Raw genomic sequence first — 14,178 nt, forward strand, 5'->3', positions numbered from 1 at the left:
GATAGAAGAGAGAGTTAAGCTCTCACCTCTATAAATACGTTAAAAAAGACAAGCCGGATTGCTTGTGCCTATTAAAACTAACTAAGATCAAGGAGTGATCATGAGTTTAGCGACGATTTACAGCCGCGCACGAGTTGGTGTGGCTTCCCCTTTGGTAACAGTTGAAACGCATATTTCAAACGGTTTACCTTCCCTCAATATTGTGGGCTTGCCTGAAGCAGCAGTTCGAGAAGCAAAGGATCGTGTTCGCAGCGCCATTATCAACAGTCATTTCGAATTTCCTACCCGAAGAGTCACCATTAATCTCGCGCCTGCAGATTTGCCCAAAGAAGGTGGGCGTTATGATTTGGCTATTGCGATTAGTGTGTTGGCGGCCTCTGGTCAATTAGGCGAAGTGAGTTTAGGTGATACTGAGTTTATTGGTGAATTGGCCTTGTCTGGTGATATTCGAGGCGTTCCGGGCTTGTTGCCTTCTGCGATTGCGTGTCATGAGGCCAACCGTCAACTGATTCTGCCAGAAGATAATCAAGACGAAGCAGCCTTGGTAGAAGGAAACGCGGTTTATGCAAAACACCTCACACAAGTGACCGCACATTTATTAAAAATGAATCCATTGCCCCATTGTGAATCCAAACCTGTGGCGTCTTTGCCTTTGAATCATAAAGATATGCGCGATGTAAAAGGGCAATACCAAGCGCGACGGGCTTTAGAAGTCGCAGCGGCAGGCGGTCATAACCTGTTGTTTATTGGCCCAGCTGGCACAGGGAAAACCATGCTGGCGTCTCGCTTACCAAGCATTATGCCTGCAATGACAGAGCAAGAGGCGTTATCTGTGGCATCGGTTCAGTCAGTCGCAGGGCGAAAAATGGGGCTAGATTGGTATTGGTCAGAGCGACCATTTCGATCGCCGCACCATTCTTGTTCGGCAGCGGCTTTGGTCGGTGGCGGTTCGATACCTAAACCGGGAGAAGCGTCTTTATCTCACAATGGCGTTTTATTTCTAGACGAATTACCAGAATTTGATCGTAAGGTATTAGAGGTTTTAAGAGAACCACTTGAAAATGGTGAAGTGCATATCTCTCGAGCCCGTGGTCAGGTCACTTTTCCAGCTCGGTTTCAATTAGTCGCCGCAATGAATGCGAGCAATGAAGCTTATACGGGCGGCCAAGACTATTATCAGTCGAGTGCGAGCCAAAAGTATCTGAAAAAATTGTCCGCACCTTTTTTGGATCGTATTGATTTGCATGTAGAAGTGCCGCCTTTGCCTTCGAATATTTTAGTGAATGCTCAAGAAGAAGGCGAATGTAGCGCCAGTGTCCGTGAACGTGTTGAGAAAGCTGTTGCCAGACAAAGAGCACGGCAAGGTGTTCAAAATGCTTTGCTCAGTGGTCGTCAGTTGGAACAGATCTGTGCATTGAGTGAAGAAGACAAACACTTTATGCAGCAAGCCTTAGAAACCTTGAAGCTTTCCGCAAGAGCTTATCATCGGGTGTTAAAAGTGGCCTTAACCTTGGCCGATTTAAACGATTCGCCAGTAACAAGAGCTCACCTTATGGAGTCTTTGAGTTATCGAAAAATGGAGAAAACGCTCGCGAACGCCGTGTCTTCTTAGTTGCTTTGAACTTGAGTCGCTTTAACTCTTTGACATTTAATTTTCTATTGAGTGTGTTTTTGACGCTATCAAGTTTAGATGTCTGATATATTTACACAAAATAGATAAGATAAAGAGGCGTTTGGTTAGGGAATGAATAGACGATTTTGGTCTGGCTTGCGTGTTATTAAACTTAGCATCGTAATTGTTTTGCTATCTTCATTAAGCAATGTCTTTGCGGCCACTCGTGGTTATGATTTAAGGCTAGGCGCTTACATATCAAACTTGGATTATTCTGAAGATAATGGCGCTTCTAATAATGGAAATATGACCGGACTTGTTGCTCGGTATGCTTCTTATGAACCTTTCTCTGCCATTTTATTAGATCTTACCTATGTTGGCGGTACGGTAGATTATGAAGGTGCAGGTAAAATTAGTGATATTAGAAGCGACCTTTATGATGCAAGAAGCATGTTCGGTTTTTCATTTTATCTCAATAATCAATATCGCTTAACTCCGTACGTGGGAATTGGCCTGCGTTATTCTATTGCTGATTCTCGCTCGGATATTTCTACAACATCGGTCGTTGGATATAAAAGTGAGCAGATTTATGTTTATAACCCTATTGGCATTGAAATTATTGAAGTAAAAGAGATTGCTGATGCAACTTGGGTGACCGGCTGGCGCTTGGAATATGACAGTGTTTTCTGGGGGCAAAATCGATCGCGTCTCGGTTCTGCAGACGCTTATGAGGCTGTGAAAGTTTCTCAAAGTGGTCATGGCTATCGATTTTATATGAGCTTTCATCGACTTTTTGGAGAAGATGGTAGTGGAATAATGATCGAGCCTTTTTACAAATATTGGCATTTATCGGACAGTGATAATGATGAATATCCCAGCTTTTCTTTTGACCATGAATCAAGCGAATGGGGAGTCTCGCTGCTTTTGTCTTTTTAACACTTCTTAAAGGATAAATAAAAACTGTTTCAAATAGTTTCATTTCGTTACAATTCTTCGCCCATTTTTTAAATCGATATTGCAGCGGTTGTTTTTCTTCAATGTGAGTTGTGAGAAAGCTGTAAATAAAGACCGTTGAATGGGTTTTCTGGTTTCTTCGAATAATAATGAAATGCTTACTTAGCGCCTTATTTGGTGTGAATCAGTTTGCATAAATGGAGTTTCATCTTATGGTTATCCAGCTTTTTCCTCTTTGGGCGATACTGCTTTCCGCCCTAGCTTTTTTTCAACCCGATTTATTCGTTGGGCTGAAAACTCAAATTGTCCCTCTGCTTATGATTATTATGCTAGCGATGGGATTAACATTAAGTCCAAAAGACTTTAAGCAAGTATTGAAAAGCAGAAAAGCCGTTGCTGTCGGCGTTTTATTGCAGTTTTTGGTGATGCCAATTGCGGCGTTCGCTGTGGCTATGGTTTTTGGCTTTGATACCGAATTAACTGTCGGTATGTTGTTGGTTGGTAGTGTGGCAGGCGGAACCTCGTCGAATGTTATGTGCTATTTAGCGAAAGGTGACACGGCGCTATCTATTTCTATGACGGCTATTTCCACTCTATTGGGTGTGGTGTTAACGCCTTTCCTTGTTTCTTTAATGATTGGAACCAGTGTTGATGTACCGGTTTCTTCTATGTTGATCAGCCTCTTTAAAATTGTTTTGTTGCCTGTGGCAGCGGGTGTAGTGATTAACACGCTTTTCTCGAAAGTTATTCGCAAAGCAGAAGTGGCTTTACCTTATATTTCCATGTTCGCCATTGTGTTGATCATTGCTATTGTTGTGGCATTGAGCTCTTCTAAGTTGGTGGAAGTGGGTCTTGTGGTCGCTGCCGCCGTTATTCTTCACAATACGATTGGTTTGATTCTTGGTTATTGGGTGACGTATTTACTCGGGTTTGATTCTCGAGTTTGCCGAACCATCGCATTTGAAGTCGGTTTGCAAAACTCTGGCTTGGCAGCGGCGCTAGCTGTGAAATTCTTCACGCCTTTGTCTGCTTTGCCTGGCACACTTTTCAGCGTATGGCACAACATTTCTGGGTCGTTGTTGGCAAGTTATTGGAGCCGAAGAGCAGTAGAAAACGCAGCGGATAAAGATTCGTCTAATTAAAAATAGATTGTCTTGTTCTCAAAAAGGGATGCGATTTTGTATCCCTTTTTTTGTGGCTGAGTACTTTTTCTGTCGTGCGGCTGAAGTTGATCTCAGGTACACTTGAGGTTGTTTTTCAATTCCCTTTTTTTAGCCAGAGTCTTGTCATGAGTGAGTCGCTTCCATCCATATCTCAACGTCTTCGAAGTTTGAACGAACGTCAACTAGACGCGGTGAAACAAATTGATGGACCGTTACTAGTGTTGGCGGGCGCAGGTTCGGGAAAAACCAGCGTAATCACCACTAAAATTGCTTATCTCATTCAAACCTGTGGTTTCAAAGCTAATAGTATTATTGCCGTCACTTTCACCAATAAAGCGGCGCGAGAAATGAAAGAACGGGTGGTGAGTATTTTGTCTAAGCCCGAAAGTAGAGGCTTGAGCATTTCCACCTTCCATAATTTGGGGCTGCGTATTTTACGCAAAGAATACCGCCGAGCAGGTTTAAAAGAAGGCTTCACTTTATTCGACTCGCAAGACTCTTTTAGCTTAGTTAAAGAGATTCTCGACAAAGAATTCAATGGTCAAACAGACTCTGCGGCTTATTGTCAAAATACAATTTCCAACTGGAAAAATGACCTTACCACGCCACAAGAAGCCATGACCAATGCCGACACAGAAGAGTTTTTATTGGCGGCTCAAGTCTATGCGCAATATCAGCGTTATTTGCGAGCGTACAACGCGGTGGACTTCGACGATTTGATTCTGTTGCCTGTGAGCTTGTTAATGTCTGACGACGAATTACGAGAACGTTGGCAGAAGAAAGTACGCTATTTACTGGTGGACGAGTGTCAGGATACCAATGCCAGCCAATATGAATTGATTCGTTTGTTGGCAGGTTATCGCCGTTGTTTTACCTTGGTAGGAGACGATGACCAATCCATTTACGCTTGGCGTGGTGCTCGCCCTGAAAACTTAGAACGCTTATCCACAGATTACCCGAACTTAAAACTTGTGAAGCTTGAGCAAAACTACCGCTCAACAAAAACCATCTTGAAAGCCGCGAATACCTTGATCGCCAATAATCCGCACATCTACGATAAAGCCCTGTGGAGTGACCTTGGTGTAGGTGATCCTATTCGCGTCATGGTGACTCGCAATGAGGATTCTGAAGCGGAGCGCGTGGCGGCTGAAATACAAACACGCCACTTGCGCCATGATATTCCTTATCGTGATTTTGCTGTGTTATATCGAGGAAATCATCAGGCGCGCTTGTTGGAAATTAAGCTTCAAGCCTATCGTATTCCTTATAAAATGAATGGCGGCACGTCATTTTTCTCTCGCGCTGAAATCAAAGATTTAATGGGCTATTTGCGCCTTCTTGTAAACCCAGCAGACGACAATGCTTTCTTGCGAGTAGTGAACTTGCCACGCCGTGAAATCGGCCCAGCGACCTTGGAAAAAGTCGGTAACCTTGCCACAGAACGCGGCGTGAGTTTATTTGAAGCCTGTAGCTATAAAGAGATCGAAGAAAGCGTGACTGGACGATCATTAAAAAGCTTACAAGATTTTGAAAGATGGATGTCTACATTGCGACGACGCTTAGAAGGTGCTTCGCCTGTTCCCGTTATTGAGCAAATGATCCATGACATGGATTATTACGGCTGGATTCAAGAACAAACATCATCGACCAAAGCGGCTGATCGTCGTATTGAAAACGTGCGTTTCCTCTTGGATTCTATTCAGCGCATGATGGAATCTGCTTGGGAAGAAGACGAAACAGCAGGTTTAGATCAAGCCATTAGTAAGTTGCTCTTGATCGATATGCTGGAGCGTCAAGAAGAAGAGGAAGACGAAGACAAGGTTCAGCTACTGACGCTTCATGCTTCAAAAGGATTGGAATACCCGCATGTTTTTTTAATTGGTTGTGAAGAAGAGCTTTTGCCGCATCGTAACAGCATAGAAAACGACGACATTGAAGAAGAGCGTCGTCTTGCTTATGTTGGTATTACTCGTGCGAAGAAAACCTTGTGCATCACGCTGGCTGCGAAACGTCGACAATACGGTGAGGAAATAGACTGTTTACCAAGTCGATTCCTAGATGAATTACCAGAAGAAGATTTGGTGTGGGAAGGTCGTGGTGATGAATCAGAAACCGTGAAGAAAGAGCGCGGCCAAGCATCATTATCTGCTCTAAAAGCCATGTTAAACGACTAACCAAAGTTCGTTTTGGCCTTTGTTAACTTTGGCTATTATCTATCATGTATTGAATGGTGTTTTGCATTTCAGCATCACTGCAATCAAAACATAACCCTTTTGGTGGCATTGCGTTAATACCTTTTGTCGCATTCATCAATAATGTATCCATGCCTTTTTCAATATGAGGCAACCAATCGGCTTGGCTGCCAAACTTCGGCGCATTTGCCACACCGCTAGCATGACAAGTAATGCAATAAGTATTGTATATTTGATCTGCTGGGCGCTCAGCTTGAGCGGTCAAACTCACTAGAGAAGTTATGGCTAGGCAAGCTGAGAAAACGATACGGCAGATACAAAAAAATATATTCACAAGGAAGCCTTAAGGAAAACGTTTGAGTCATTATAACAGTCAATGTACTTATACGTGGACTGTTTAGCGATGGATTGGAAAGCATACAAAAGTCACTTTATCATTCCGAATTGCTATTAGTACTGGAATCCTAAACAATTTCCTTTAGAATACGCACTCCATTTCTTGCTGGCTTAGTTGTTCATCGACAGAACAAAACCATCTTAGCCACAGACATGCGCCCGTAGCTCAGCTGGATAGAGCGTCGCCCTCCGGAGGCGAAGGCCGGAGGTTCGAATCCTCTCGGGCGTGCCATTTGGCGTTACTCATTGGTAAACTTAATAATTTTTATTGAGTTTAAATGCTATTCACTTCTTGGCAAGTGTTAGTCATATCGCTATAATGCGGATCGTTTTTCGGGCCTGTAGCTCAGTTGGTTAGAGCATCCGACTCATAATCGGCAGGTCCCCCGTTCAAGTCGGGGCAGGCCCACCATATAAAATAAGCCTCGATAAGTTAGTGAAAACTGACTTGTCGGGGCTTTTTTATTTCTCACTATAAGATCAATCTAAGTGTTGAATATTTTAGTGTGCTGACACTGCCCTGTGGCAATCTTTAAACTGTTTACCAGCTTGTTTTTTTGATTACTCCTGCCTTAAGTGATTTTCAGTATTTAGGTATGGTTTTGTATAAAAAACCTTACAGTGAATCTCTTTCCTATCTCTTCTTGTCCTGTACTATAATATTTTATTGATAAAGGGATTTTACCTCTCACTAGGAACATTTATGTTTTTTAAAGCTAATTTTAAAGTTCTTGTTTTACTAGTTCTTTTGACGTTTTCTGCGCTTGCTTTGCATCGTTTTGGCTTTTTAGACATGTCTTTATCTCTTCTAGAAAACCGCAGTTCAGACTTATTCAGATCCGTATCTACAAGTGGCGTTACAGGAGACCTTACAAAAAAAGGTGATCGTACCGTCTTAAAATGTCACCTTGAGTCAACAGAAGGGTTTAATTTGTGTGGTTTGTCTGTTGATTTAAGAGATGGATTGGGAAGAGGGATTGATATTGGGCACTATGATGAGCTGGATTTAGAGCTATTGTATAGTGGACCTTTTGCCGACCCTAAAATCAAAGTCTCTTTTAGGAATTTCCATTCTAATTACTCTTCTTTGAAAGATCCTATTTCCATGAAATTTAACACTATTATCTTTTCTGCTGAAAAGTATTCTGGTGTTCTGACTGTTCCGTTGGATGCGTTTAGAGTAGAGAATTGGTGGATAGATCAATACGATATTGATTTTAAAGACAGTCAAACTGACTTTTCAAACATCTTTTACTTAGAACTTTTAAGCCACAATATGCCAGTTAGTGGTGACTATAAAATCACCCTCGATAAAGTTGTTTTAAGAGGGGAAATAATTTCTGAGAATAATTTGCTTAAGCTGATTTTTTCAACTTGGTTATTGGTTGGAATCATATTTTTAATTAGACAGCATAGTAAGTTAAATGAGATCTCAAAACGCGACATGCTAACAGGCCTTTATAACAGACGAGGTATACAAGAGAGACTGAGTACCATATCGGCAGATCATGCAGTCTATATGTTCTATATAGACATCAATGATTTCAAAAGCATTAACGATACTTACGGTCATGATGTTGGTGATAAATTGCTAATCTGTTTTAGTCGAATGATTGAAGTAAAGCTCGAAAAGCACCAAAACCGCAGTTATTTTTCTCGTTTCTCTGGCGATGAATTTGTGATCATTTTTGATGACTTGAAAAGAGAAGATATGCTGGCATTGGCTTATGCCATCACTCTTAATTTTGAAAAGCCAGTCAATATTGACTCTTATAGTATCCCGCTTTCTATCAGCTTAGGCATTGCAAAGTCGTCAAATGACTATAACAACTTTGACTCTCTGCTGGCGCATGCCGGTGCGGCAATGTACCACGTTAAAAATAACAGCTTACTTTCTTTCCAAGAGTTTGACGAAGCCTTCTCTGAAAATGTTTATTATAAAAAACGTGTGTCAGAGTATATTAAGGAAGCTTTAAAACAAGACAAATTCTTTCTTAATTACATGCCTATTTATGAGGCTGAATCATTAAAAATTGTGGCTTTCGAGGTTCTGCTACGAACAAATTTCAATGAGATGAAAGGTATTGGGCCACACATATTTATTCCTATTGCGGAAGAGTATAACTTAATCAGAGAGTTGGATTTATGGGTGTTGGAGAATACCTTCAGAGGCATCAGAGATGATTACGAGTTCTTATCGGATAAAGCTCTGACATTTTGTATCAATATGTCTTGCGATGAGTTGAATAACCCTCTATTTATCAGTTCCTTAAGAGACCTTTTAGAAAAATATGATATACCTCCTGAATGGATTGAGTTGGAGTTGACCGAGACAAGCTTTGTTGAAATCGGACAAGAGGGGATTAATGTATTAGAAAGTATACGTGCCCTCGGTGTGAAGCTTGTTTTAGACGACTTTGGTACGGGCTATATTTCTTTTAATCAACTGGTGAATTACCCAGTAAATGGATTGAAAATTGATAAATCCTTTGTTGATTTGTTGGAAACAGAAAGTGTGTCTTCTGGAAGAATTATCCAAGCTATTCTTTCGATTGCAGAGTCTTATCAGCTTGACACCGTTGCTGAAGGTGTTGAAACAGCAGAGCAGTTTGTTTATTTACGGGAGTTAGGTTGTCAGCATATGCAAGGTTATTTATTGAGTAAGCCTGTTCCTTGGTTAATCGCTAAAGATCAATTAATTAATCCTGAAACGGAAAAGCTAAAAAACCTTACATCGTCTTTAAATCTAACCAATAAATTTAAAAGCCTTATGTCACTATTGAATATAAACAATTAGCAGTAAAACAGTGCTTTAGATGCGATGACATTGAAGGCTTATGGCCTTTATAAAAAAGCCCTTAGTGATTTTTCACTAAGGGCTTTTATGTATCTAACGACTTATAACTTAGTTTTGATCTTGAGCCGGTCGGCGATTTTTTCGAGCAGGCGCAAGAGGCTTGCTGCGCAAGCCTTGACCAGGTGTCACGTCGGCTTTTGGTGCTGTTGGACGACGATTACCGGATTTGGGCGCATTGCCTTTTTTTGGGCTGTTTGTATTTCTTGCTCCGCCATTTTGATCACGAGGTGCTTTTGGTTTTTTCGGCTTCTTAGGCTTTATAGGACGTGTATCCAATGTTGTGTCTGGCAGCATGTGCGTTGGCATGAAGTCATCGTCATAACGACGCTCAATTAGTTTCTGAGTTAAACGCTCAATCGCACGCAATTGATCTAGTTCGTCAGCTGCAACCAATGAAATCGCTTTACCTGTTGCGCCAGCACGGCCTGTACGACCAATACGGTGGACATAATCTTCTGCCACATCAGGAAGGTCGAAGTTGACTACGTGAGGTAACTGTTCAATGTCTAGGCCACGGGCAGCAATGTCTGTCGCGACAAGAATTCGAATGCGCCCATCTTTAAAGTCCGCCAATGCGCGAGTACGTGCTCCTTGGCTTTTGTTGCCATGGATGGCGCTGGCGCGAATGCCTGCTTCTTCCAGTAATTTGGTGATTTTATTCGCACCGTGTTTCGTGCGAGAGAAAACCAATGCTTGATCCCATTTACCGTCTTTGATGAGTTTAATCAGTAGTTCGGTTTTACGCTTTTTATCAACAGGATGTAACCATTGCTCTACAGAAACGGCAGTGGCATTACGTGGCGTGACAGAGATTTCTACCGGATTATTCACTAGGCCTTTTGCCAGTTGGCGAATTTCAGGAGAGAAAGTTGCAGAGAATAATAGGTTCTGACGTTTCTTAGGCAAAATCGCCAAGATCTTTTTAATATCGTGGATAAAACCCATATCCAGCATGCGGTCGGCTTCATCTAATACAAGCACTTCTAGCTTATCGAAGCGAACAGCTTTTTGGTTGTATAAATCCATCATTCGGCCAGGCGTTGCGATTAATATATCTGCGCCACGGCGAAGAGCCATCATTTGAGGGTTAATTTTAACGCCGCCAAAAACTACGGTAGATTTGAGAGACAGGTGTTGGCCGTAATTTTTTACACTTTCTGCAACTTGAGCTGCCAACTCACGGGTTGGCGTCAGTACTAATGCACGTACTTGGTTATTTTGAGCGTTTTCTCCATGACTCAAACGTTCCAGTAATGGCAGTGTGAATCCTGCTGTTTTGCCTGTACCTGTTTGAGCTGCAGCCATGACATCTTTGCCTTCAAGAATGGCGGGTATTGCCTGTTCTTGGATTGCCGATGGCTTGGTGTAGCCTTGGTCTTCAATGGCTTTTAAAATAGAGGCAGAAAGCCCAAGTTTGTTGAAACTCATAGATGTTCTCGTGTTTTATCAAAGGCGGGGGAGAACTGATAACCAGCTCTCCCATAATTGCGCGAAGCTTAACCTATATCTGCTGTACATGCTATTAAGCTAAAGTCTTTTTACATCGACAGAAACCGCCAGCTGCTGAGATCCACCACCTTCAAAAATGACACCTTGAAGTGGAGTGACATCCGAATAATCTCGTCCCCACGCCGTTACAATGTGTTGATCACTTGGCATTAGATCGTTGGTTGGATCAAATTCGACCCAGCCAATATTAGGAATAAAGATAGCAAACCAAGCGTGGGAAGCATCGACGCCAACCAGTTTTTCTTGTCCCGGTGGTGGCAAGGTTTCTAAATAGCCACTCATGTATCTTGCTGGAAGACCGACAGAGCGTAAACAGCCTATCGCCAAATGAGCGAAATCCTGACAAACCCCGCTACGCTGTTTCAGAACTTGTTCTAATGGAGTCGCAACCGTGGTGGTGTTTGGGTCAAATTTGAATTCAGTAAAGATCTTGTGAGTAAAATTAAGCGCGGCTTCTAGAACAGGTTTATCATCACTAAAAGTGCTTTCAGCGTACGCTTTCAATTCATTTGAGCTGCGTATTTGAGGAGAGTCTAATAGATACTCTTTTGCCATGCGTAATTCTGGTGTGTCTGGCGCATTTAAAAGATTACGCAATTCACCACAAGTCATCGCGTGGAGCGTTTGTTTCTTATAAGTGTCTGTCGGAACGATTTCAAAATCAGTTGAAACATCGATGACGAGTTTCTTATGCGCCTCTTGGATTGAAAAATAAAAGGTCTGGTTGCCGAAGTAATCTTCTCCTTCGCTTTTATAAATCGGTGGTGGATTAATCTGAATCTTTTGATTAATACAGCGCTGATTACGAGTGTCTCTCGGCAGTAGATGCGCCATGTTATAGCATAGGCTGACAGGTGCGCCGTAGGTATATTCCGTTATGTGTCGGACACGATATCTCATAAATTATTTTCCCCAATGGCTTTCATCAGAGGTTGAGGTCCCGCTGTGTGGTCAAAGTATTTATCGCTGATTAAAACAGTGAATTGCTCTAACTGTTCGAGTAATTCAGTCATCAATTCTTCAAGAGCATGACGGCTTTGCGTTGCCTCGTCGATTGTTGCCAGTTCTTCCAAGTCAGCCAATTGAATGTCATTCAGACATTTTATGATGATTTTATTTTCTGGGCTGAGTCCGGCTGTTGTTGTCTTATTTCTTGGTAACTCTTTGATGTAACGGCGTAATTGCTCCACTTGATAAAGCAGAGAACGAGGGTTGGTGCCGTCGATCATTAATAAATCTAAGCCATAAGCGACGCGCGCTCGGTTGCGATAGCGACGGCGGAAAGAAATTAAGGCCTCAACGCTTAATAAAACAGACTCCAGAATTTGTTGCTGAGGTACATCAGGTAAAGGCTTGGTGAGTGCTGAACGAAGCAAGGTGGCCGTTTGCAAAGCTCGCTCAGTACGACGACCAATTTCTTGGAATGTCCAGTCTAGCCCGCGCAACATACTTTCGTGGTTAAGGCCCGATAGAGCCAGTAACGATGTGACTAAGCTATCAAGAGACTCTTCTGGCGCGGAAGGCAAACCATTAGTGTAAGCCCGATCCAATTCATGAATATGGTCACGTAACTCGTTGATAATAATACGAGTATCGGCAGAGAGCATCTCTTTTGCTTGTTCACTACAACTGAGCATTGCTTGCAAGTTTGCCTTGATGGAACCGGCTCTGCTGGCGTCAGTAATAAGCGAAACCAGCTCTTCTTCTGGGTTGGCTAATAAAGCTTCATCGGCTTCTACAAAACCTGGTAAACAGCCAGTTTGGATTGATGCCATTTCAAGCAATGTGCGCTTACTTTCTTCTGGTAAAGGGTCTACGCCGTTCATTTGTTTGAATATGGTGCGAAGTAAGCGCATGCCAATTTCGGCACGCTCAGCGTAGCGGCCCATCCAAAATAGATTTTCCACAACTCGGCTTGGCAAGTTCGCTTGTAAAGCTTCGTCTTGTAGAAGAATTTGTTCGCTGTTGTTTTTCGTTGGCTGCTCTGGCTCCGCAGCTAGAATCCAAGTGTCTTTGCTTTTTGAGTGAGTGATATTGGAAACAATCGCTTCTTTGTCCGATTCGCCTGCGCGTGATAAACCACCAGGCATAACGGTGTAATCTTTTGAGTTCGCCACAGTAAAAGCACGAAGCAAACTTGGTCGAGCTTGCATTTTTCCGTCTAACCAGACTGGCGTCATTGACCCTGGAATATAGCTTTGTGCGACATAAAGGTGAGGCTGTTTTTTAATTTTCTCAATAGCGCTTTGTTTTTGTTCAGCGGTCAGTGTGTGGCCGTAAATACTGCAGCTATTATGTTGTCGACTTGCTGGTTTAATAATTAGATTGCTAATGTTTTCAATAACATAAGCCAAATCAGCTTTGTCGCCACACCACCAAGAGGCAACCGATGGCAGCGTTAGTTGTTCGCCCATTAAGAATTCACTAATAGCAGGTAAAAATTTGACCAGAGCTGGCGCTTCTAAAATGCCACTGCCTAATGGATTTGCAAGCACAACATTACCTGCACGAACCACTTCTAATAAACCTGGCACGCCTAAAAATGAATCTACTTTCAGTTCGGCTTGGTCACAATAGGAGTCTTCCACGCGACGTAAAATCACATCGACTCGTGCTAAGCCATTGAGCGATTTCATCCAAACTGCGCCGTTTCGCACGGTTAAGTCACTGCCTTGAACTAAAGGAAAACCCAAATAGTTAGATAAATAAGCTTGTTCGAAATAGGTGCTGCTAAAAGCGCCGGGCGTCAGCATGACGATACGTGGTGTGTCTGTCCATTCACAGGCCAGAGTGGAAAGCATGTTTTTGAAGGACTGGAAGAAGCTGGCTAAGCGTCGAACTTGGCTGTCACGGAAGCTGTTCGGAATCACACGAGAGACAACAGTGCGATTTTCTAAGGCATAGCCTGCGCCGCTTGGAGCTTGTGTTCGGTCACCAATCACTTGAAATTGTCCAGACGAATCACGAACTAAATCCACTGCATGTAAGAGCAATTGGTGAGCGCCAGGTACGGTAACACCGTGGCATTGACGTAAAAATCCAGGGTGACTGAAAATAATTTCAGAAGGAATAATACCGTTTCTTAATAGTTCTTGTGGACCATAAAGGTCTTTTAAAATGAGATCAAAAAGGGTCGATCTTTGCGCTAGACCTTGTTCAATCGCTAGCCATTCATCGGTTGGAATAATATTCGGGATAAGATCCAATGACCAAACGCTGGGAGTAAGAGGGTCACTGTTTAAGTTATATGTTGCACCGTCTTCGCGAAGAATTCGTTGGGCGCGTCTTTGTCTGTCGAGCATTTCTTCATTGGTAAGATTGCTCATACCTCGTAACATTGGCTCCCAATGTTTACGAGGCTGGCGGTCGCTCATGAAGGCTTCATCATAAGCATTAAGTGGAGAGTCATAGGCGGAAGATAACGTCGGCTTTTCATCTATCACCGACGTTATAAAGTTACCTGTTTGAAGTTGCATAATGTTCTTGAGCCTAAAA

At 42.6% G+C, this 14,178-nt stretch carries 9 protein-coding genes and 2 tRNA genes; 7 read left to right on the forward strand and 4 right to left on the reverse strand.

Annotation, left to right across the window (positions count from 1 at the left end; all coding sequences use genetic code 11):
• The first annotated feature begins 100 nt into the window (after positions 1–100).
• The 4 genes from AC0L46_RS11210 to rep all read left to right on the forward strand — a co-directional run bounded on the left by AC0L46_RS11210 (position 101) and on the right by rep (position 5,903).
• Positions 101–1,612, forward strand: coding sequence for a YifB family Mg chelatase-like AAA ATPase (locus AC0L46_RS11210; protein ID WP_473503653.1), 1,512 nt, complete (start codon positions 101–103; stop codon positions 1,610–1,612).
• A gap of 132 nt (positions 1,613–1,744) precedes the next feature.
• A complete protein-coding gene (locus tag AC0L46_RS11215; RefSeq protein ID WP_473503655.1) occupies positions 1,745–2,548 on the forward strand; it encodes a hypothetical protein in 804 nt (267 codons plus the stop codon).
• 230 nt (positions 2,549–2,778) lie between these two features.
• Positions 2,779–3,708 (forward strand): bile acid:sodium symporter family protein, encoded by a 930-nt coding sequence (locus AC0L46_RS11220; protein ID WP_473503657.1) that lies wholly within the window; start codon positions 2,779–2,781, stop codon positions 3,706–3,708.
• Positions 3,709–3,854: 146 nt separating this feature from the next.
• Positions 3,855–5,903 carry a DNA helicase Rep gene (rep, locus tag AC0L46_RS11225; RefSeq protein ID WP_473503659.1) on the forward strand — a complete coding sequence of 683 codons (2,049 nt, stop codon included), beginning with the start codon at positions 3,855–3,857 and terminating at the stop codon, positions 5,901–5,903.
• A gap of 22 nt (positions 5,904–5,925) precedes the next feature.
• Here rep and AC0L46_RS11230 read toward each other — a convergent pair whose 3' ends face one another.
• Positions 5,926–6,255: a c-type cytochrome gene (locus AC0L46_RS11230; protein ID WP_473503661.1), complete on the reverse strand. Its 330-nt coding sequence runs from the start codon at positions 6,253–6,255 to the stop codon at positions 5,926–5,928.
• 217 nt (positions 6,256–6,472) lie between these two features.
• On the opposite strand from AC0L46_RS11230, the gene AC0L46_RS11235 reads away from it, so the two are divergent.
• From AC0L46_RS11235 to AC0L46_RS11245, 3 genes are all read left to right on the forward strand, one after another.
• Positions 6,473–6,549: transfer RNA gene (locus tag AC0L46_RS11235), tRNA-Arg, on the forward strand.
• A gap of 103 nt (positions 6,550–6,652) precedes the next feature.
• Positions 6,653–6,729 (forward strand) — tRNA-Ile (locus AC0L46_RS11240).
• A 291-nt stretch (positions 6,730–7,020) separates the two neighbouring features.
• Positions 7,021–9,114, forward strand: coding sequence for a putative bifunctional diguanylate cyclase/phosphodiesterase (locus AC0L46_RS11245; RefSeq protein ID WP_473503663.1), 2,094 nt, complete (start codon positions 7,021–7,023; stop codon positions 9,112–9,114).
• Between the two features lie 108 nt (positions 9,115–9,222).
• On the opposite strand, the gene AC0L46_RS11250 is transcribed toward AC0L46_RS11245, so the two are convergent.
• From AC0L46_RS11250 to AC0L46_RS11260, 3 genes are all read right to left on the reverse strand, one after another.
• Positions 9,223–10,602 (reverse strand): DEAD/DEAH box helicase, encoded by a 1,380-nt coding sequence (locus AC0L46_RS11250; protein ID WP_473503665.1) that lies wholly within the window; start codon positions 10,600–10,602, stop codon positions 9,223–9,225.
• A gap of 99 nt (positions 10,603–10,701) precedes the next feature.
• The gene (locus tag AC0L46_RS11255; RefSeq protein WP_473503667.1) at positions 10,702–11,583 is read right to left on the reverse strand and encodes a transglutaminase family protein; all 882 of its coding nucleotides are present in this window, start codon (positions 11,581–11,583) and stop codon (positions 10,702–10,704) included.
• Entirely contained in the window at positions 11,580–14,159 is a 2,580-nt protein-coding gene (locus AC0L46_RS11260; protein ID WP_473503669.1) for a circularly permuted type 2 ATP-grasp protein, read from the reverse strand. The genes AC0L46_RS11255 and AC0L46_RS11260 overlap by 4 nt, the downstream gene beginning before the upstream one ends.
• Positions 14,160–14,178: the final 19 nt, after the last annotated feature.

It is taken from the genome of Marinomonas sp. 15G6-16, assembly GCF_055809555.1.